This window comes from Mycobacterium sp. smrl_JER01 (assembly GCF_048513595.2).
GTDB lineage: Bacteria > Actinomycetota > Actinomycetes > Mycobacteriales > Mycobacteriaceae > Mycobacterium.
The window spans coordinates 5,485,178-5,503,567 of record NZ_JBLXXK020000001.1 but is presented as its reverse complement, the minus strand read 5'-3'; the positions used below and the strand labels follow the sequence as shown (position 1 = coordinate 5,503,567).

The window sequence follows — 18,390 nt, the reverse complement described above, 5'->3', positions numbered from 1 at the left end:
GCTTGGGACGTGCGCCTTCTGTTGATCGCCGACACCCATCTCCCGAAACGCGCCAAGGATCTACCGCCTGCGGTGTGGAAAGCCGTCGACGACGTCGACGTGGTGATCCACGCCGGGGACTGGGTCGAGCCGGACCTACTCGACGCCTTGGAGGCCCGATCACGACGGCTGGTGGCGTGTTGGGGCAACAACGACGGCGCCGAGTTACGGCGCCGCCTTCCTGAGCGCGCCGACGTCGAGTTGGGCGGTCTGCGTTTCACCGTCGTCCACGAGACCGGCGCCGCAACCGGCCGAGAGGCGAGGATGGCCCGCGACTACCCGAACACCGACGTGCTGGTGTTCGGCCATTCGCACATCCCGTGGGATACGACCGCGAAAACCGGCCTGCGCCTTCTCAATCCGGGTTCTCCTACCGATCGCCGACGTCAACCACACTGCACCTATATGACGGCAACCGTGCGGGCCGGCGCGCTGCGCGATGTCGAGCTGCACCGGCTGGAACGGCGGGAGTGATCCCCGGCGACCGCGGACGACCAGGATCGTCGACCTCAGCCCGCGTCGACAGCGCAGATGGCGTCGATGTACTTCTCGGCCCAATCAGCCATCGGCTCAAGGGCTTCCAGGAGCTCGTGCCCTGCCGGGGTCATCGAGTACTCCACCCGCGGAGGCACCTCGTGGTAACTCTCACGGTGCACGACTCCATAGCATTGGAGATCCTTGAGGTGGTGGGTCAGCATCTTCTGCGAGATCCCCACCAGGTTGCGGTGCAGGGTGTTGAACCGCACCGGCCCTTCCTTGAGTTCCCACAGGATCAGTGGGACCCATTTGCCTGCGACCACGGCCATCGCCGCGTCCAACCCGCAGGTGTACTTGCCGAGCGTCGTCATGGCGGCTTCCTCGCAGCTAGATGCCAATAGTTTCACATCAGTAAGTACCGCACTTTCTAGTGGGTACTTGTCGAAATGTGGGTGCCTGTCCACGATGGTGCCATGAACAAAGTGACTTTCCTAGGCGCAGGCGCGATGGGGACTGCTCTCGCCGGGTCCACGCCGGTGACCGGCTACCGGGCCACCGTGTGGAACCGCACCCCTGAACGCGCAGAACGTCTGCGCGGCAACGGGATCGCGGTGGCTACGACCGCCGCAGCTGCCGTCGCGGACGCCGATCTGATCGTCGTGTGCCTGCTCGATCACGCGTCGGTGCACGAGGTGCTGCACCCGATCGCAGACCTCCTCAGCGGCCGTCAGCTGATCAACGTGACCACGACGAGCCCGGACGGCGCGCGCGAACTCGCGCGATGGTCCGCGGCGGCCGGTGTCGAGTTTCTCGACGGCGGCATCATGGCGACCCCCGAGATGATCGGTACCCCGGCGTCCACGGCGCTCTTCAGCGGCGTCAAGGATGTCTTCGATACTCACCGCGGGCTGCTCGAGGCGTGGGGCACCGCGGACTTCGTCGGGGCCGACGCGGGTCTGGCATCACTCTATGACCTGGCGCTGCTGGCCGGGATGTACACGATGTTCGCCGGTTTCTTCCAGGGCGCTGCGATGGTCGCACCGGCCGGAGTGGGTGCGGCTGAGTTCGCTGCACGTGCGGCACCGTGGCTGCAGGCCATGGCGCCCGGGATCGCCGAGTACGCCGAGGTGATCGACGCCGGGGATTACGCCCGTCCCGGCCAGCAGAGCCTGGCCTTCAGTGAGCTGACCGACATCATCGACGCCGGCCGCACGCAAGGTGTCGGCACCGAGATCCTCGACGTGGTACAGCGTCTGATCCACCGCCAGATCGCCTCCGGATACGGCTCACAGGGCTTCGCCCGGGTCATCGAGAGCATCAGGAAGCCCGCGGCGCCACCGCAGGAGGCAGCATGAGCGCCGTCACCGTGGTCGGTCTCGGGCCGATGGGACAGGCACTCGCCGGCGTGTTGCTGGATGCCGGGCACTCCGTCTCGGTGTGGAATCGCACCCACTCCAAGGCCGCCGCCCTGCTGTCGCGTGGCGCGCGGTGGTTGCCGAGCCCGGCCGACGCAGTCGCTGCCGGCGATCTGACGCTGGTCAACGTCGTCGACCACGACGCCGTCGATGAGGTCGTCCACGCCGCAGGCGACGCCGTGGCCGGACGGATCCTGGTGGGTCTGAGCTCTGACACCCCGCAGCGAGCCCGCGGCACGGCGAAGCTCGTCGCAGACGCCGGCGGCCACTATCTCGACGGTGCGATCATGAGCCCCACCGACATCATCGGGACGCCGGATGCCGAGGTGCTCTACGCCGGACCGCGACACCTGTTCGACTCGCACCGTGAGCTGTTCGAGGTGCTGGGGCGGGCGGTGTGGCTCGGGCCGGACATCGGTCGTGCGGCGTCCTTCGACATGGCGCTGCTCGACGTGTTCTGGACAGCCACCGGCGGATTCCTGCACGCACTGGAGGTCGCTCGTGCCCACGGCATTACGGCGGCGGATCTGCTGCCGCACGCCCTCGGTATCGCTGCGATCCTGCCACCGGTCTTCGCCGAGATCGCCGAACGCGTCGACGCTGAAAGGCATGACGACGCGAGCGCATCGGTGTCCTCGGCGGCGGCGTCGCTCGGGCACCTGATCGACACCGCGGAGGGCAGCGGTCTGGATGCCGGTGCCCTCAAGGCGGTGCGGCGCTACGCCGAGGTCGCGATGGCCGCCGGCTACGGGGACGCTGAGATCAGTCGCCTCGGGGCGGCGATGCGCGGTTGACCTCGGCGTGGTGGGCACCGCACACGAACAGGGCCAGCCGTGCCGGGGTGTCGCCCGGGTTGCGCCACCGGTGCCGGGTTCCGTTCTGCACGACGGTGTCACCCGGATGCAGCGTCACTTCGGCGCCGTCGTCGAGCTCAAGGATCACCGTCCCCTCCAGCACCACCTCGAAGTCGATGGTGTCGGTGGTGTGCATACCGGGATCGTCGAGCTCCATATAGCCGAGCAGGCCTGGCAGCTTCTGCTCCCCGTCGGCGATTGCCTCCTCCGTGCTGAGGTCGTCGGTCCGGGCCTCGGCGGTACCGGGGGGCAGGGTGAACATCGAGAACCGGAAACCGCCGACGGGCGGGAAGTAGGTGTGCCAGTTCGGCATCGACCCGTCGTCGGGGAATTGCGGCGTTTCGTCACCACCCCAGAGCAGGGTGAACTCCGAGCCGGGAAGCAGCACCGGTCTGCGCGGCGCCACCTTCTCGTCGCTGACGAATACCGACTTGCCGGAGGCATCGTGTCCGGTGACGACGCGGCGTATGTCCATTCCGTCAGTCAAGCACCGGTGGGGGCGGCCGCGTGGCACTCTCTGGAGATATGGACAGCAAGCCGCCCACTCAGACGATCGAGGCCGCCCATCGCGACCACCGGTCGGCCCTTCCTTTCGACGACACCCGGGATTTCGTCGACGCGGATCGCGGATTCATCGCCAGGCAAAGTCCTTGCGTCGTCAAGGCCGCCGACGGGCGCGTCGTGTGGGACAACGACGCCTACGACTTCCTTACCGGGGATGCTCCGACGACGGTGCACCCCAGCCTGTGGCGGCAGTCGACGCTGGTCGCCAAACAGGGTCTCTACGAGGTGGTCACGGCGGGCGGGGCGACGGGAGAAGATGCCAAAGGCATCTATCAGGTGCGCGGCTTCGACCTGTCCAACATCACCTTCGTCGAGGGCGACACCGGCATCATCGTGATCGACCCGTTGGTGTCCACCGAGGTCGCTGCCGCGGCGTTGGCGCTCTACCGCGAACATCGAGGCAACCGCGAGGTCCGCGCGGTGATCTACACCCACAGCCACGTCGACCACTTCGGCGGCGTGCTCGGGGTGACCTCGCAATCCGACGTCGATGAGGGCAGGGTGGCGGTGCTCGCGCCGGAAGGGTTCACCGCGCACGCCGTGCAGGAGAACGTCTACGCCGGAACGGCGATGACCCGGCGGGCCGCCTACATGTACGGCACGGTGCTGGCCCGCGGCCCGCGGGGCCAGGTCGGATGTGGTCTCGGTCAGACCCCGTCGACGGGGGAGGTCGCGATCATCGTCCCGACGGTCGACATCACCGAGACGGGGGAGACGCACACCATCGACGGTGTCGAGATGGAATTCCAGATGGCTCCGGGCACCGAGGCCCCCGCCGAGATGCACTTCTACTTCCCGCGTTACCGCGCGCTGTGCATGGCCGAGAACGCGACCCACAACCTGCACAACCTGCTGACCCTGCGCGGGGCGCTGGTGCGTGACCCGCACGGGTGGGCCGGATACCTCACCGAGGCCATCGACACCTTTGCCGATCGCGCCGATGTCGTCTTCGCCTCACACCACTGGCCCACCTGGGGCCGGGACAACATCGTCGAATTCCTGTCGCTGCAACGGGATCTGTACGCCTACCTGCACGACCAGACACTGCGGCAGCTCAATCAGGGGTTCACCGGCATCGAGATCGCGGAGAGTTTCACCATGCCGCCGGCACTCGAGCGAGCCTGGCATGCACGGGGTTATTACGGTTCGGTCAGCCACAACGTCAAGGCGGTCTACCAGCGCTACATGGGGTGGTTCGACGGCAACCCGGCCAGGCTGTGGCCGCATCCGCCGGAGGCGATCGGTCCGCGCTATGTCGCGGCGATGGGCGGGCTCGACCGGGTCGTCGAACTCGCCCAGCAGGCCTTCGATACTGGTGATTATCGTTGGGCAGCAACACTTCTCGATCACGCCATGTTCACCGATGACAGCCATGCCGGTGCTCGGGCGCTGTACGGTGACACCCTGGAGCAGCTGGCCTACGGCGCCGAGACCGCGACGTGGCGCAACTTCTTCCTGGCCGGCGCAACCGAATTGCGGGACGGCAACTTCGGCACCCCGGTGCAGACGACGTCGACGTCGATGGTGGCCCAACTGTCCCCCGAGCAGATGTTCGATGTGCTGGCGATCAGCGTGAACGGACCCCGCGCCTGGGACTTCGACCTCGCCATCGACGTGACGTTCCTGGAATCCGGCACCAACTACCGGTTGACGCTGCGCAATGGAGTGCTGGTCTACCGCAAGGTCGCCGCCGACGCAGCAACAGCCCAGGTCACCATGCGGTTGGACAGCAAGCTGCGGCTGCTCAGCCTCGCGGCGGGGGACAGCACCTCACCGGGTCTGGAGATCGCCGGGGACGCGGAGGTCCTCACCACCCTGGTGTCGGTACTGGACAAACCCGACCCGAAGTTCAACATCGTCACCCCCTGAACCCCGCGTACCGGAAGGAGGTCAGGTCAGGGGATACCGCCGTCGGCGCGCACGATCGACCCGGATGTGAAACTCGACGCGTCCGACATCAGGAACAAGGCGGCCCCGATGATCTCGGCCGGTCGGCCGGCCCGCTGCAAGGCGCTGCGCCCGAAAGGATTCGGGCCACCTTCGGTGAGATCCCACGCTTTGCTCACTTCGGTGAGGAACGGTCCGGGCATCAAGGTGTTGACCCGCACCTTCGGTCCGTACGCCAACGCCAGCGCTTCGGTCATCGTGTTCAGCCCCGCCTTGGCCGCCGCATACGGAATAAACGACGGGTGCGGGCGCAGTGCGCCGTGGGTGCTGACGTTGACGATCGACCCACCTCCGGCTGCGGCCATGCGCTCCCCGATCAGCACCGACAACCGGAACGGACCTTTGAGGTTCAGGTTCACCACCGCGTCGAACAGCTGCTCGGTCACCGACGGCAGGGATTCGTAGAGGGGCGACATGCCGGCGTTGTTGACCAGCACGTCGACCCGGCCGAACCGGTCGTAGACCGCCTCGACCAACCCGTCGAGCTCATCCCACCGACCGACGTGCACGGCATACGGCAGCGCCGCCCGGCCGGTCTCGGCGGTGACCTCCTGCGCGACGGCCACGCACGCGTCGTATTTACGGCTGGCGATGACGACGTCGGCTCCGCACCGCGCGGCCGCCAAGGCCATCTCCCGTCCCAGTCCGCGACTGCCGCCGGTGATCAGCGCGACCCGACCGGAAAGGTCGAAAAGCGCATCGGCGAATCCACCGGGTCCACTCACGCGCCATATGGTGTCACGGTGCAACTGCTTCTGGTCCGACATGCGCTGCCGCTGCGAAGTGAACCCGGGCAGGGCTCCGATCCGCACCTGTCCGAGGACGGTCACGAACAAGCTAAACGGCTACCCGACGCGCTGGCCCGGTTCCCGATCACCCGGCTGGTGAGCAGTCCGCAGATCCGCGCGATCGAGACCGGCCGGCCGGTGGCCGACGCGCTGGGCCTACCCATCGAGGTCGACGACCGCCTCGCCGAGTATGACCGCGACCTGCCGCACTACATCCCGATCGAACAGATCGCCGCGGAGAACCCGCAGGAGCTCCAGCGGCTTGTCGACGGCCACCTTCCCAGCGCCGTCGACGAGCGCGAGTTCCTGGCCCGTGTCGCTGCTGCCGTCGACGACCTGACCGCCGAGGGCGATCATGACGACACCGTCGCGGTGTTCAGCCACGGCGGGGTGATCAACGTGCTGCTGCATCAGGTCTTGCGCACCGAGCGGCTGCTGTCGTTTCACGTCGACTACGCGTCGGTCACGCGGCTGTTGTCCTCGCGCAGCGGCCGGCTGTCGGTGGCCGCGGTCAACGGCACCGAACACGTCTGGGACTTACTCCCCCGAAACCAGCGCTGGTAGGAGTGGTAAACAGATCGCGTGACCGACCTCGAAGGCCTCGACCTTGCCGCCCTGGACCGACATCTGCGTGAGATCGGGGTGCCTCGCAGCGGCGAATTGCGTGCCGAGCTCATCTCCGGCGGCCGATCCAACCTGACGTTCCTGGTGGCCGACGACGCTTCCAGCTGGGTGCTGCGCCGCCCTCCTCTGCACGGACTTACCCCGTCCGCGCACGACATGGCCCGTGAGTACCGGGTCGTCGCCGCCCTGGCCGGCACCTCGGTGCCGGTGGCCAGGGCTGTCACGATGCGCGACGACGACTCGGTGCTGGGCGCGCCGTTCCAGATGGTCGAGTACGTGGCCGGCCGCGTGGTGCGCTACACCGATCAGCTGAAGGCCCTCGGCGACCGGGCGACGATCGAATCCTGCGTCGACGCGCTGATCACAGTGCTCGCCGATCTGCACGCCGTCGACCCCGCCGATGTCGGGCTGTCCGATTTCGGCAAGCCCACCGGCTACCTGGAACGTCAGGTGCGGCGCTGGGGTTCGCAATGGGATCTGGTCAAGCGGCCCGACGATCCCTGCGACCGCGACGTCCGCACTCTGCACCAGCGTCTGACCGAGGCGCTCCCGCCGCAGAGCAGGTCCTCGATCGTGCACGGTGACTACCGCATCGACAACACCATTCTCGACGCCGTGGACCCCACCAAGGTCGTCGCGGTGCTGGACTGGGAAATGTCGACGCTCGGCGATCCGCTCAGCGACGCCGCCCTGATGTGTGTATACCGCCATCCCACCTTCCACCTGGTGCATGCCGACGCCGCCTGGGCCAGCGAACTGATTCCCGACGCCGACGCGCTGGCCGAGAAGTACTCCACAGCGACGGGTCAGCCGTTGGACGACTGGCGGTTTTACATGGCGCTGGCCTACTTCAAACTCGCCATCATCGGGGCGGGTATCGCCTACCGCGCGCGGGAAGCGGGAATGGTGGACGATAACGACAAGGTGGGCGAGGCGGTGGCCCCGCTGATCGCGGCGGGACTGTCCCAGCTCAGCTGAACATCGAGGTTTCGCCGCAGGTCACCGCGGGGTAGAGAGACCCGTGCCCCAAACGCTCCCCTCGAAACTGCTCTCCCGGCTCGGAAAGAGGTCCGCGGTGTTCAAACGTGACGTCGGTGCCGACCTCGATGTCGAGATCACCGACCCGACGACCCTGGAGTTCCAGATCGCGTTGGCCCCGCAACCCGGCGCCGAGGTGACCGAGTCGCTGTCGTTCGTCCTGGACGGCAAGCAGATTCCGCTCGGCGAGATCCAGGAGATCACCGGCGATCACGGCAACCGCATCCACAAGTTCGATGCACCGGTCGGCAACCTCAAGGTCCGCTACCGGGCCACCGTTGTGGGCCAGGCCGATCCGGCTCCGCTGCGCGAGCTCGATCTGTCGACCTACCTGCGGCCGAGCCGGTACGCCGAGGCCGACAAATTCTTCGGTTTCGCCGCGACCGAATTCGGTGCTGTCGCCGACTCGGTGGCGCTGCTGGAGAAGGTGTCGTCCTGGGTGGGCGCCCGATTGAGTTATGTTCCGGGGTCCAGCGACCCGATCGACGGTGCGGCCGACACCCTCCTGGCCGGGTCCGGGGTCTGCCGCGACTACGCCCACCTGGTCATCGCACTGCTGCGCGCGGTCAACGTCCCCGCCCGGCTGGTGTCGGTGTACGCACCGGGTTGTCAGCCGATGGATTTCCACGCCGTCGCCGAAGCGTTCGTCGACGGTCACTGGCGGGTGGTGGACGCCACGTGCCTGGCGCCGCGCCAGTCGCTGGTGCGCATCGCGACCGGTCGCGACGCGGCCGACACCGCCTGGCTCGACAACCACAAGGGCGCGATCACGGTCAACAACATGGAGGTGACGGCGACGGTCGACGGCGAGCTGCCGCGGGATTCGATCGAGCAACTCGTCTCGATCCGGTGAGCGGTTACTGCCGCAACCGGAGATTTTTCTTGGCGGCCCGCCGCAGCTGGAAGATGCGGACTGCGCCCACCGCAACCGTGAGCAGACCGCCGGCCACCGCCGCGAACAGGATTGCCACGCCCAACGGCAGCGACCAGTGCCAGCCGAGGAAAGCGAATTCCGCGGACTCGGTGTTCTGCGCGATGAAGATCAGCAGCACGATCAGGATCAGGAACCCGAGGGCCAACGACAACCACATCGCGGCGGCCTTGGTGAAATGCACGGCCGACTCCGGTGGTGCCGGCGCCCCGGTGGGTGGGGTGCTCGGCGCGTCGAATGCCGGCTGGTCGCCTGCTGCGAACGGATCGCTGGACATGGCTCCATCTTTGCCCTTTCGCGCTTCGAATGAAACCTCCGCGCAGATCGCGTTAGGGTCACGAAAGGTTCGCCACCGCCCGCGAGCCCGAAAGGACGTTGTTGCGTGATGCGCTCCCGAAAGGCCCGTCGATACCCGATGCGCGCCGTTGCCGTCCTCGTGCTGGCGTTGCTGATGACAGCGTGCGGGAGTTCGAACCCGCTCGGCGGCGGTGAGATATCCGGCGATCTGAAATCCATCAAGGTGGGGTCGGCGGACTTCACCGAGTCGAAGATCCTCGCCGAGATCTACGCCCAGGTGTTGGAGGTCAACGGGTTCACCATCTCCCGGCAGTTCGGCATCGGTAGCCGGGAGACCTACATCCCGGCCGTGCAGGACCACTCGATCGACCTGATCCCGGAGTACACCGGGAATCTGTTGCAGTACTTCGACCCTCAAAGCGACGCGACCACCCCGGACTCCGTGCTGCTGGGTCTGCTCAAGGCGCTACCCGGTGATCTGTCCATCCTCTACCCGTCCCCCGCCGAGGACAAGGACACCCTCGCGGTGTCCGAGGAGACCGCGCAGCGGTGGAATCTCACCACCATCGCCGATCTCGCGGCATACTCGCCCGAGGTGAAAGTCGGTGCGCCCTCGGAGTTTCAAACCCGCCAAACTGGTCTGGTGGGACTCAAGGAGAAGTACGGTCTGGATATCGCGCCGGCCAACTTCATCGCGATCAGCGACGGCGGCGGTCCCGCGACGGTCAAGGCGCTGACCGACGGGACCGTCACCGCCGCCAACATCTTCAGTACGTCTCCGGCCATCGAGCAGAGCAATCTGGTGGTCCTGGAGGATCCGGAGAATGCCTTCCTGGCGGCGAATGTGGTGCCGCTGGTCGCCTCTCAGAAGATGTCCGACGAACTCAAGACCGTGCTCGACGCCGTCAGTGCGAAGCTCACCACCGAGGCACTCATCGAGTTGAACACCTCCGTCGAGGGCAATCAGGGCGTCGACCCGGACGAGGCGGCGGCGACGTGGATATCCGACAACGGCTTCGACCAGCCCGTGCAGAAATAGGCCACCCTTGATCACATTCGAGCACGTCACCAAGAAATATCCGGACGGGACCGTCGCGGTCGACGATCTGACACTGGAGGTGCCCGACGGCACACTCACGGTGTTCGTGGGACCGTCGGGCTGTGGGAAAACCACCTCGATGCGGATGATCAACCGGATGATCAATCCGACCTCGGGCACGCTGACCGTCGACGGCAAGGACGTCACCAAGGTCGACGCGGTGAAGCTGCGGCTCGGAATCGGCTATGTGATCCAGAGCGCGGGCCTGATGCCGCATCTGCGGGTCATCGACAATGTGGCCACCGTGCCCGTGCTGCGCGGCGAATCACGGCGCAGCGCACGCAAATCGGCGCTCGCGGTGATGGAGCGGGTCGGTCTGGCCCCGCAGCTGGCCGACCGCTACCCGGCGCAGCTGTCCGGAGGTCAGCAGCAGCGGGTAGGTGTGGCCCGCGCGCTGGCCGCGGATCCGCCGATTCTGTTGATGGACGAACCGTTCAGCGCGGTCGATCCGGTGGTCCGTGAGGATCTGCAGACCGAGATACTGCGGCTGCAAAGCGAATTGCACAAGACGATCGTGTTCGTCACCCATGACATCGACGAGGCCATCAAGCTGGGCGACAAGGTCGCGGTCTTCGGCCGGGGCGGTGTCCTGCAGCAGTACGACGCCCCGGCGCGGTTGCTGTCCAACCCGGCCAACGACGCGGTGGCGGGTTTCGTCGGTGCCGATCGCGGATACCGCGGACTGCAGTTCTTCCACGCGACCGGTCTACCGCTGCACGACATCCGCCATGTGGGTGAACCCGAGATCGATGCGCTGTCCCTGAGCCCGGGGGACTGGGTGCTGGTGACCCGGCCCGACGGCGCACCCTACGCCTGGATCAACGCCGACGGCGTCGAGCTGCACCGCGCGGGAAGCTCGTTGTACGACAGCACAATCGCGGGGGGCTCGCTGTTCCGCCCGGACGGCACACTGCGATTGGCGCTGGACGCGGCGTTGTCCTCGCCGGCCGGCCTCGGAGTCGCCGTCGACGACGACGGGCAGGTCATCGGCGGGGTGCGGGCCGAGGACGTGCTCGACGCCCTGGATCAGCAGCGGGCCGCCAGGCAGGCGGAGGGGTAACCCGGTGCGCTATCTGGTCACCCACCTCGACACCCTGTGGACGCTGACGCTGATCCATCTGCGACTGTCGCTGATCCCGATCGTGCTGGGCCTGCTGATCGCGGTGCCGCTCGGAGCGTTGGTGCAGCGGACCACCGTGCTGCGCCGGATGACCACGGTGACCGCCAGCATCGTGTTCACCATCCCGTCACTGGCGTTGTTCGTCGTGTTGCCGCTGGTCATCCCCACCCGCATCCTCGACGAAGCCAATGTCATCGTCGCGCTGACCCTCTACACAGTTGCACTGCTGGTCCGCGCGGTACCCGAGGCGCTGGACGCGGTATCGCCTGCAGTGCTTGACGCCGCCACCGCGGTCGGCTACCGGCCGCTCACGCGGATGGTGAGAATCGAACTGCCGCTGGCACTTCCGGTGCTCATCGCGAGCCTGCGGGTGGTGGCCGTGACCAACATCTCGATGGTCGCCGTCGGGTCGGTCATCGGCATCGGTGGGCTGGGCACCTGGTTCACCGAGGGCTACCAGGCCAACAAGAGCGACCAGATCGTCGCCGGGATCATCGCGATCTTCATGCTCGCCGTCGTCATCGACACCCTGATCATGCTCCTCGGCAAGCTGCTGACCCCGTGGACACGGGCGAACACAGCCGCCAAGGCCGACGCCGGCGCGCAGGCGGGGGCTGCGGCGTGAACTTCCTGCACGAGGCATTGACCTTCATCTTCACCGCCGCCAACTGGGGCGGGCCGGCCGGTCTGGCCGCGCGCATCCTGGAACATCTGCAGTACACCGCGATCGCGGTGTTCTTCTCGGCGGTGATCGCGGTTCCGCTGGGGATGGTGATCGGGCACACCGGCCGCGGCACCTTCCTCGTCGTCACCGGTGTGAACGCACTGCGAGCCCTGCCCACCCTCGGGGTGTTGTTGCTGGGCGTGCTGTTGTGGGGGCTGGGTTTGATCCCGCCGACGGTGGCGCTCATGCTGCTCGGCATTCCGCCGCTGCTGGCCGGCACGTATTCGGGGATCGCCAACGTGGATCGGTCCGTCGTCGACGCCGCCCGGTCGATGGGGATGACCGAGACGCGGATCCTGCTGCGGGTGGAGACCCCGAACGCGCTGCCACTGATCGTGGGCGGGTTGCGCACCGCGACGCTGCAGATCGTGGCCACCGCCACCGTCGCGGCCTACGCCAGCCTGGGCGGATTGGGCCGCTATCTGATCGACGGCATCAAGGTGCGGGAGTTCTATCTCGCGTTGGTGGGGGCGTTGATGGTCACCGCACTGGCACTGCTGCTCGACGCGCTACTGGCGTTCGCGGTGTGGGCGTCGGTGCCGGGCACCGGCAGACTCCGTCGCTCCGGCTCGATCCCGCAACCGTTCCTCGGCGACGAGGTTGCGTTGGAATCACGGTCACGCCCCGGTTCGAGGCCCGATTCGGAAGCCCGCCACGAACGCGGCAACCCGTCGCATACGGTAGAGGCATGAGTGAAGCCGATCGCTCGGATGTGATTGCCCAAGCGCCGCAGGTGCCGAGTCTCTCGTGGCCCGCCGTGCTGACCTGGCGTGCCCACGATGTGCCCCGCATGGAGTCAGCCCGCGTGCAGCTCTCCGGTGACCGGGTCAAGGCCTACGGCCGTATCGTGGCGGCCGCCACATCCGAGCATCCGGCCTTCAGCGCGTCCTACGACCTCGTCACCGACGAGACCGGTGCGACCAAGCGGCTCTCACTGACCGTCACGCTGGCCGAACGGGAGCGGCAGCTCTCCATCGCGCGCGACGAGGAGAACATGTGGCTGGTGCAGGAGCACTCCGGGCAGACCAGCCGGTCGGCCTATGACGGAGCCCTCGACGTCGATGTCATCTTCAGTCCGTTCTTCAACGCGTTGCCCATCCGCCGGACCCGCGTCTACCAGGGCAGCGGCGGGTCGGTGACGGTTCCGGTGGTCTATGTGCGGGTTCCGGACCTGAGCGTGGATGTCGCGACGATCAGCTACGCGGCGGGCGCCGACGGGATCGAGCTTCGTTCCCCGGTCGCCGAGACCACCGTCACCGTCGACGCCGACGGGTTCATCCTCGACTATCCCGGCTTGGCAGAGCGGATCTGATCACCCCGCCGGCCCGCCCGGCCGCGGCGAGCTCGTCGCGCCATCCGTCGGCGCCGATGACGGTGGTGACGATCTGGGGTCGGCTGAAGCTGTCGTAGCGGATCCGCGCGGCATGACCCCCCTCGACCAGTTCGCTCACCGGCTGATGCTGGGCCAGCTGGTTTCGGGCATCGATGAGCAGATGCAGGGTGCGGTCCAGCGCGGGCAGCAGTTGGGCGGAGTTCGCCTCACACATGGCCCGAACCAGATCGGGCGCGGTCCCGGCCACGCGGGTGCCGTCCCGGAAGGAGCCGGCGGCCAGCGCGAACGCCAACGGGACCTCGCCGGCGGTGGTTGCGAGCGCCTCGGCGAGCAGGTGCGGCAGATGGGAGATGGTCGCGGCCGCGGCGTCGTGCTCGTCGGACCGGGCAGGCACCACGAACGACCCACAGTCCAGCGCAAGGTGCATCACCATCGCCCACACGTGCGGGTCGACGTCGTCATCGACGCTGACCACCCAGGGCGCGTCGACGAACAGCCGGGCATCCCCGGCGGTCCAGCCGGAATGGGCGGTGCCGGTCATCGGGTGTCCGCCGACGAAACGATCCAGCAGCCCGGCCCGGTCCACTTCGGCCAGGACGGCGCCCTTGACGCTGGTGACGTCGGTCAACGGGCAGTTCGGGGCGGCGTCGGCGACGTGACGCAGCATCAGCGGCAGCGCGGGCATCGGAACGGCCAGCACGATCAACGCGTCGATCGCGGCCGCACGGTCCAGCGTCCGGTGCAGGTCGGTGGTGGCGTCGAACCCGTCGAACCGGGCGGCCTCGACACCTTCCACCGACCGGTTGTAGCCGAACACCTCGCGGCCGGCGGCGGTCGCAGCGCGCATCAACGAACCGCCGATAAGGCCGAGACCGATCACGCACACCGGTGTCTTCGTCACCTGCCTAGGTTGGCATACCCGTCTGACCGGACGATGTCGGGAGGACGACGCGGGCGCTACGGACCCGCTGGTCAAGCCCCTGACGGGGGACTACCCTCAGGCCTCATGGGAGCGCAGAGTGCACAGAAGCAGGAGCGGGTGACCGACGTTCCGGACGGCTTCGGCGTGGCCGTCGTCCGAGAGGACGGCAAGTGGCGTTGCACCCCGATGCGGCCCGCCGCACTGACCAGCCTGACCGCCGCGGAAACCGAACTGCGTGAGTTGCGCAGCGCAGGAGCGGTTTTCGGTCTGCTCGACATCGACGACGAATTCTTCGTCATCGTGCGTCCCGCGCCGTCGGGCACCCGGCTGCTGCTCTCGGATGCCACCGCGGCGCTGGACTACGACATCGCAGCGGAGATCCTGGAGAAGCTCGACGCCGACTTCGACGAGGAAGAACTCGAACGATGCGATCCGTTCGAGGAGGGTGATCTCGGCGTGCTGTCCGACATCGGTCTGCCCGAGGCGGTGCTCGGGGTGATCCTCGACGAGAGCGACGACCTCTACGCCGACGAGCAGGTCGGCCGTATCGCCAGGGAGATGGGATTCGCCGACGAGTTGTCGGCGGTGCTGGACCGTTTGGACCGGTGACCGATGAGGAGTTGATCCGCGCTGCCCTGGCCGCGGCGCGGGCAGCCGGGCCGCGGGACGTGCCGATCGGAGCGGTCGTCGTCGCCGCCGACGGCACCGAACTTGCCGGGGCTGCCAATGCGCGCGAAGCCCTCGGCGACCCGACGGCGCATGCGGAGATCCTGGCTCTGCGCGCCGCGGCCCGGGCGCTCGGAGATGGGTGGCGACTGGAGGGTGCGACGCTCGCGGTCACCGTGGAGCCGTGCACGATGTGCGCGGGTGCGCTGGTCATGGCGCGGGTGGCGCGGGTGGTGTTCGGGGCGTGGGAACCCAAGACCGGCGCGGTCGGCTCGCTGTGGGATGTGGTGCGCGATCGTCGGCTGACGCACCGGCCGCAGGTCCGCGGCGGCGTGCTGGAGGCCGAGTGCGCCGCACCCTTGGCGGAGTTCTTCGCCGACCAACGCTGACGATCCTGGGCCTCGGCAGATTCCCGCGCGCACACCTGCGGCGGCAGTGGGTCGCCGCGCTGCAGCGTGCATCGGCAGCGGTCGGCGCGTTTTGGACAGCGGCGCCTGCATCGGTAAGCTGCCACACGGTGGCGTGTCCGAGCGGCCTAAGGAGCACGCCTCGAAAGCGTGTGACGGGTAACCCCCGTCCGAGGGTTCAAATCCCTCCGCCACCGCCAGAACCGCGTTCAGCCTGCCACTCCGTTGAGTGACAGGCTGATTGCGTCTGGGGTTCCTAGCTCTTGAAGGCGTCTTTGACCTTCTCGCCGGCGTCCTTCAGGCTGGACTTGGCCTGATCGACCTTGCCCTCGTTCTCGGTGCTCTCGTCGCCGGTCAGCTTGCCAAAGCCCTCCTTGGCCTTACCGCCGAGGTCTTCCATCTTGTTGTTTGCCTTGTCGTCGGCACCCATGTGTGTCCCTTCCGCAATACATCGCGGCCCGGAGTTCGAGCCATGCGGGCTGTATACCTTCACTTGCCACACCTGAAACACGCCGGAACGGCGCGCCTCAGACGTCGGGTGCCGGTGCCGGATGGTGGAGCGGCGGACGTGCCCGGTGATCACCGACGGTCCGGCGGTGGGTCGGCTGCGGCCATGGCATGGTGGCGGCCATGCCAGAAGAGCTGACCGCCGAAGACGCCGCCGCCCGGCTCACGCCCGCCGACAGTCTCGGTCTTCCGCTGGGACCCGGCCAGCCCCCGGCGTTCCTCCGCGCCCTGGGCGCCCGCACAGACTGGACCGACCTGTGGGTCTACGGCGCCCTGCTGGCCGTCGGTACCGAGTTGTTCGGCCGGCCCGGGGTGCACTATCTGTCGGGTTTCTATGGCCCGCTGGAACGCGCGCTGCGCGACGGCGGCGCCGACATCGACTTCACCCCCGCGGACTTCCGCCGCTTCGGGCCGCTGATGGAACATCAGTCGCCGCGGGTGATGACCACGGTCGCGGCGCCGCCCGACGCCGACGGTTGGTGCTCGCTGTCGTTACACGCCGGGGGCACCATCACCGAGTTGGGGCGCGCGGGCGCCGACCCGGACCGGCTGCTCATCGTCGAGGTCTCCGACGCCTACCCGACGACCTTCGGCCACGGCGTGCACCGACACGCGCTGCACGTCGATGACATCGACATCCTGGTGCGTTCGACCGAGGCCCCGCTCGCACTGCCCGCACCGCCTCCCACCGAGACGGATTCCGCGATCGCCCGGCACGCCGTCGCTTTCATCCCGTCCGGTGCGACGCTGCAGACCGGAATCGGTTCCATCCCAAGCCAGATCGCGGCGCTGCTGGCCCAGGGTGACGGTGGCGGGTACGGACTGCACAGTGAGATGTTCACCGACGGGTGTATGCAACTGCACCGGGCGGGCAAGGTGACCAACGATGGCAAGGGACGGTTCGACGGGGTGAGCGTCACAACGTTCGCATTCGGGTCGGCGGATCTCTATGCCTGGCTGGACGGCAACCATGACGTCGCATTCCTGCCGGTCGAGATCGTCAACTCACCGGAGGTCATCGGCGCCAACCACAGCATGATCTCGATCAACGGCGCACTGGCCGTGGACATGCATGGCCAGGTGGCGGCGGACGCCATCGGCGGGGACCAGTTCAGCGGTATCGGCGGCGCCGAGGACTTCGTCGCCGGTGCCGGCCTGGAGCTCACCGACCGCTCGTTGATCTGTCTGCCGTCGACGTTCGAGAAAAACGGCCGGTTGCAGTCGCGGATCGTGCCGCAGTTCGACGCGGGCGCGATCATCACCACACCGCGCCATCACGTCGACATCATCGTCACCGAGTACGGCGCCGCCGAACTGGAGGGGAAGACAGTGCAGCAGCGTGGACACGCGCTGGCGGCGATCGCCCATCCGCTGTTCCGGGACGAGCTGCTGGCGGCAGCCGATGGCGCCGGTCCGCGCCGCGCCCGGGCTTAGACGCGCCTAGACCCCGGCCGGGACCTCGGCGGGCGCCGGTTCGACGGTCACCTTGATCGCCTCACCGTTCTTGACGATCTGGAACGCATCGAGCACGTCATCGAGTGGGATGTGGCGGGTGATGAGGTCCTTGACCGGCACCTGCCCGGTCGAGATGTACTGCAGCGCCCGCTTGTTGTGCTCGGGTGCGGAGCCGTTGGCGCCGTGGATGTGCAGCTGACGGTAGTGCACGACGTTGGAATCGCAGGTGATGGTCGGATCGGTTTTGGGCAGTCCGCCGAAGAACGAGATGCGGCCGTTGCGGGCGGCCATCGCGATGGCCTGCTCCTGGGCGATGTTCGCGGCCGTCGCGGTGATCACCACATCGGCGCCGCGGCCACCGGTCAGCTCCATGACCTTCTCGACCACGTCGACCTCGGCGGCGTTGATCACACCGTCGGGATGGACGGCATCGGCCGACATCTGGAGCCGGGCGTCGTTGACGTCCACCAGATAGATCGGCCCGCAGTTGTGCACGCCGCGGGCGATGCGGATGTGCATGCAGCCGATCGGGCCCGCCCCGAACACCACAACAGTGTCGCCCTCCTCGATGCCGAGGAGCTCCTGGGCGTTGATCGCGCACGCGAACGGCTCGGCGGCCGAGGCTTCGTCGAAGCCGACATTGTCCGGGATCCGGTTGAGCCCATCGACTTTGAGTACCTGGCGGGGCACGATCATGTACTCGGCGAAACCCCCGTCGTACTGGTAGCCCATCGAGGTCTGGTTCTGGCAGACCGCCAACCAGCCCTTGCGGCATTCGTGGCACTCCCCGCACGGGACCGCGGCGATGACCTGCACCCGGTCGCCGATCTCCCAGCTGCTGCCGTAGGTGGGGTTGACGTCCGCGCCGACCTCGACGATCTCGCCGGCGATCTCATGCCCGATGGTGCGCGGCGGCGTCAGGTTCTGGTGGCCGTTGTAGAAGATCTTGACGTCGGTGCCACAGGTGGAGCAGTTGCGGACGCGGATCTTCACCTCGTCCGGGGCGCAGATCGGCTCCGAGACCTCTTCGAGGCGGACGTCCTCGGGGGCGTAGAAACGCAGGGCTTTCATGCGCGGACCTTTCGGGGTTGCGACCACTTCCAACGGGCTCCTGCCGAGGACTCTAGCCGCAATCCGGTCATAAAACCACAGAATCGACTGCCCATTTTCGCCCGAATCGCTT

Annotated in this window: 22 protein-coding genes and 1 tRNA gene; 16 read left to right on the top strand and 7 right to left on the bottom strand. The window is 67.5% G+C overall.

Going from position 1 to position 18,390, the window contains the following annotated elements:
* Window positions 1-9: 9 nt before the first annotated feature.
* On the top strand, window positions 10-513 hold the full coding sequence (locus tag ACNUDN_RS25940; protein WP_419124563.1) for a metallophosphoesterase family protein: 504 nt from the start codon (window positions 10-12) through the stop codon (window positions 511-513).
* Window positions 514-548: 35 nt separating this feature from the next.
* On the opposite strand, the gene ACNUDN_RS25935 is transcribed toward ACNUDN_RS25940, so the two are convergent.
* Entirely contained in the window at window positions 549-887 is a 339-nt protein-coding gene (locus ACNUDN_RS25935; protein WP_419124562.1) for a winged helix-turn-helix transcriptional regulator, read from the bottom strand.
* Window positions 888-989: 102 nt separating this feature from the next.
* Between ACNUDN_RS25935 and ACNUDN_RS25930 the strand changes: the two genes are divergently transcribed.
* Together ACNUDN_RS25930 and ACNUDN_RS25925 are read left to right on the top strand one after the other, a co-directional pair.
* Window positions 990-1,871 carry an NAD(P)-dependent oxidoreductase gene (locus ACNUDN_RS25930; RefSeq protein WP_419124561.1) on the top strand — a complete coding sequence of 294 codons (882 nt, stop codon included), beginning with the start codon at window positions 990-992 and terminating at the stop codon, window positions 1,869-1,871.
* Window positions 1,868-2,725 (top strand): NAD(P)-dependent oxidoreductase, encoded by an 858-nt coding sequence (locus ACNUDN_RS25925; protein WP_419124560.1) that lies wholly within the window; start codon window positions 1,868-1,870, stop codon window positions 2,723-2,725. The genes ACNUDN_RS25930 and ACNUDN_RS25925 overlap by 4 nt, the downstream gene beginning before the upstream one ends.
* Here the strand turns inward: ACNUDN_RS25925 and ACNUDN_RS25920 are convergent.
* A complete protein-coding gene (locus tag ACNUDN_RS25920) occupies window positions 2,694-3,260 on the bottom strand; it encodes a cupin domain-containing protein (protein WP_419124559.1) in 567 nt (188 codons plus the stop codon). The two genes, ACNUDN_RS25925 and ACNUDN_RS25920, sit on opposite strands and share 32 nt — an antisense overlap.
* A 50-nt stretch (window positions 3,261-3,310) precedes the next feature.
* On the opposite strand from ACNUDN_RS25920, the gene ACNUDN_RS25915 reads away from it, so the two are divergent.
* A complete protein-coding gene (locus ACNUDN_RS25915; protein ID WP_419124558.1) occupies window positions 3,311-5,218 on the top strand; it encodes an alkyl/aryl-sulfatase in 1,908 nt (635 codons plus the stop codon).
* Window positions 5,219-5,244: 26 nt separating this feature from the next.
* Here the strand turns inward: ACNUDN_RS25915 and ACNUDN_RS25910 are convergent, their stop codons facing one another.
* A complete protein-coding gene (locus ACNUDN_RS25910; RefSeq protein ID WP_419124557.1) occupies window positions 5,245-6,063 on the bottom strand; it encodes an SDR family NAD(P)-dependent oxidoreductase in 819 nt (272 codons plus the stop codon).
* Here ACNUDN_RS25910 and ACNUDN_RS25905 point away from each other — a divergent pair.
* From ACNUDN_RS25905 to ACNUDN_RS25895, 3 genes are all read left to right on the top strand, one after another.
* A complete protein-coding gene (locus ACNUDN_RS25905; RefSeq protein ID WP_419124556.1) occupies window positions 6,040-6,648 on the top strand; it encodes a histidine phosphatase family protein in 609 nt (202 codons plus the stop codon). The two genes, ACNUDN_RS25910 and ACNUDN_RS25905, sit on opposite strands and share 24 nt — an antisense overlap.
* 18 nt (window positions 6,649-6,666) lie before the next feature.
* Complete coding sequence (locus ACNUDN_RS25900) at window positions 6,667-7,686, top strand: phosphotransferase family protein (protein WP_419124555.1); 1,020 nt, start codon at window positions 6,667-6,669, stop codon at window positions 7,684-7,686.
* A 97-nt stretch (window positions 7,687-7,783) separates the two neighbouring features.
* Entirely contained in the window at window positions 7,784-8,599 is an 816-nt protein-coding gene (locus ACNUDN_RS25895) for a transglutaminase-like domain-containing protein (RefSeq protein WP_419125316.1), read from the top strand.
* Window positions 8,600-8,603: 4 nt separating this feature from the next.
* Here ACNUDN_RS25895 and ACNUDN_RS25890 read toward each other — a convergent pair whose 3' ends face one another.
* Entirely contained in the window at window positions 8,604-8,954 is a 351-nt protein-coding gene (locus ACNUDN_RS25890) for a LapA family protein (RefSeq protein ID WP_419124554.1), read from the bottom strand.
* Window positions 8,955-9,092: 138 nt separating this feature from the next.
* Here ACNUDN_RS25890 and ACNUDN_RS25885 point away from each other — a divergent pair, with 138 nt between their 5' ends.
* From ACNUDN_RS25885 to ACNUDN_RS25865, 5 genes are read left to right on the top strand one after another with little or no spacing between them, the layout of a single operon-like run.
* Window positions 9,093-10,013, top strand: a complete 921-nt coding sequence (locus ACNUDN_RS25885) for an ABC transporter substrate-binding protein (RefSeq protein WP_419125315.1) — start codon at window positions 9,093-9,095, stop codon at window positions 10,011-10,013.
* A 7-nt stretch (window positions 10,014-10,020) separates the two neighbouring features.
* Complete coding sequence (locus tag ACNUDN_RS25880; protein ID WP_419124553.1) at window positions 10,021-11,133, top strand: ABC transporter ATP-binding protein; 1,113 nt, start codon at window positions 10,021-10,023, stop codon at window positions 11,131-11,133.
* Window positions 11,134-11,137: 4 nt separating this feature from the next.
* The gene (locus ACNUDN_RS25875) at window positions 11,138-11,818 is read left to right on the top strand and encodes an ABC transporter permease (RefSeq protein ID WP_419124552.1); all 681 of its coding nucleotides are present in this window, start codon (window positions 11,138-11,140) and stop codon (window positions 11,816-11,818) included.
* Window positions 11,815-12,609 (top strand): ABC transporter permease, encoded by a 795-nt coding sequence (locus ACNUDN_RS25870; RefSeq protein ID WP_419124551.1) that lies wholly within the window; start codon window positions 11,815-11,817, stop codon window positions 12,607-12,609. The genes ACNUDN_RS25875 and ACNUDN_RS25870 overlap by 4 nt, the downstream gene beginning before the upstream one ends.
* Window positions 12,606-13,229, top strand: a complete 624-nt coding sequence (locus ACNUDN_RS25865; RefSeq protein WP_419124550.1) for a putative glycolipid-binding domain-containing protein — start codon at window positions 12,606-12,608, stop codon at window positions 13,227-13,229. The genes ACNUDN_RS25870 and ACNUDN_RS25865 overlap by 4 nt, the downstream gene beginning before the upstream one ends.
* Here the strand turns inward: ACNUDN_RS25865 and ACNUDN_RS25860 are convergent.
* Window positions 13,192-14,136: a prephenate dehydrogenase gene (locus ACNUDN_RS25860; protein ID WP_419125314.1), complete on the bottom strand. Its 945-nt coding sequence runs from the start codon at window positions 14,134-14,136 to the stop codon at window positions 13,192-13,194. The two genes, ACNUDN_RS25865 and ACNUDN_RS25860, sit on opposite strands and share 38 nt — an antisense overlap.
* 120 nt (window positions 14,137-14,256) lie before the next feature.
* Between ACNUDN_RS25860 and ACNUDN_RS25855 the strand changes: the two genes are divergently transcribed.
* The 3 genes from ACNUDN_RS25855 (at window position 14,257) to ACNUDN_RS25845 (ending at window position 15,445) form a co-directional block, all read left to right on the top strand.
* The gene (locus tag ACNUDN_RS25855) at window positions 14,257-14,781 is read left to right on the top strand and encodes a tRNA adenosine deaminase-associated protein (protein WP_419124549.1); all 525 of its coding nucleotides are present in this window, start codon (window positions 14,257-14,259) and stop codon (window positions 14,779-14,781) included.
* A complete protein-coding gene (locus tag ACNUDN_RS25850; protein ID WP_419124548.1) occupies window positions 14,778-15,227 on the top strand; it encodes a nucleoside deaminase in 450 nt (149 codons plus the stop codon). The genes ACNUDN_RS25855 and ACNUDN_RS25850 overlap by 4 nt, the downstream gene beginning before the upstream one ends.
* A gap of 127 nt (window positions 15,228-15,354) precedes the next feature.
* Window positions 15,355-15,445: transfer RNA gene (locus tag ACNUDN_RS25845), tRNA-Ser, on the top strand.
* Window positions 15,446-15,501: 56 nt separating this feature from the next.
* Here the strand turns inward: ACNUDN_RS25845 and ACNUDN_RS25840 are convergent.
* Window positions 15,502-15,675 (bottom strand): CsbD family protein, encoded by a 174-nt coding sequence (locus ACNUDN_RS25840; protein ID WP_419124547.1) that lies wholly within the window; start codon window positions 15,673-15,675, stop codon window positions 15,502-15,504.
* Between the two features lie 200 nt (window positions 15,676-15,875).
* Here ACNUDN_RS25840 and ACNUDN_RS25835 point away from each other — a divergent pair, with 200 nt between their 5' ends.
* Window positions 15,876-17,186: an acetyl-CoA hydrolase/transferase family protein gene (locus tag ACNUDN_RS25835; RefSeq protein ID WP_431960900.1), complete on the top strand. Its 1,311-nt coding sequence runs from the start codon at window positions 15,876-15,878 to the stop codon at window positions 17,184-17,186.
* Window positions 17,187-17,192: 6 nt separating this feature from the next.
* Here the strand turns inward: ACNUDN_RS25835 and ACNUDN_RS25830 are convergent, their stop codons facing one another.
* On the bottom strand, window positions 17,193-18,278 hold the full coding sequence (locus ACNUDN_RS25830; RefSeq protein ID WP_419124545.1) for a zinc-dependent dehydrogenase: 1,086 nt from the start codon (window positions 18,276-18,278) through the stop codon (window positions 17,193-17,195).
* Window positions 18,279-18,390: the final 112 nt, after the last annotated feature.

Coding starts and splice junctions, on each gene's coding strand:
- ACNUDN_RS25885 (WP_419125315.1), top strand. CDS start 9,093: ATGCGCGCCGTTGCCGTCCTCGTGCTGGCGTTGCTGATGACAGCGTGC.
- ACNUDN_RS25915 (WP_419124558.1), top strand. CDS start 3,311: ATGGACAGCAAGCCGCCCACTCAGACGATCGAGGCCGCCCATCGCGAC.
- ACNUDN_RS25910 (WP_419124557.1), bottom strand. CDS start 6,063: ATGTCGGACCAGAAGCAGTTGCACCGTGACACCATATGGCGCGTGAGT.
- ACNUDN_RS25865 (WP_419124550.1), top strand. CDS start 12,606: ATGAGTGAAGCCGATCGCTCGGATGTGATTGCCCAAGCGCCGCAGGTG.
- ACNUDN_RS25890 (WP_419124554.1), bottom strand. CDS start 8,954: ATGTCCAGCGATCCGTTCGCAGCAGGCGACCAGCCGGCATTCGACGCG.
- ACNUDN_RS25935 (WP_419124562.1), bottom strand. CDS start 887: ATGACGACGCTCGGCAAGTACACCTGCGGGTTGGACGCGGCGATGGCC.
- ACNUDN_RS25930 (WP_419124561.1), top strand. CDS start 990: ATGAACAAAGTGACTTTCCTAGGCGCAGGCGCGATGGGGACTGCTCTC.
- ACNUDN_RS25835 (WP_431960900.1), top strand. CDS start 15,876: ATGCCAGAAGAGCTGACCGCCGAAGACGCCGCCGCCCGGCTCACGCCC.
- ACNUDN_RS25925 (WP_419124560.1), top strand. CDS start 1,868: ATGAGCGCCGTCACCGTGGTCGGTCTCGGGCCGATGGGACAGGCACTC.
- ACNUDN_RS25920 (WP_419124559.1), bottom strand. CDS start 3,260: ATGGACATACGCCGCGTCGTCACCGGACACGATGCCTCCGGCAAGTCG.
- ACNUDN_RS25830 (WP_419124545.1), bottom strand. CDS start 18,278: ATGAAAGCCCTGCGTTTCTACGCCCCCGAGGACGTCCGCCTCGAAGAG.
- ACNUDN_RS25840 (WP_419124547.1), bottom strand. CDS start 15,675: ATGGGTGCCGACGACAAGGCAAACAACAAGATGGAAGACCTCGGCGGT.
- ACNUDN_RS25855 (WP_419124549.1), top strand. CDS start 14,257: ATGGGAGCGCAGAGTGCACAGAAGCAGGAGCGGGTGACCGACGTTCCG.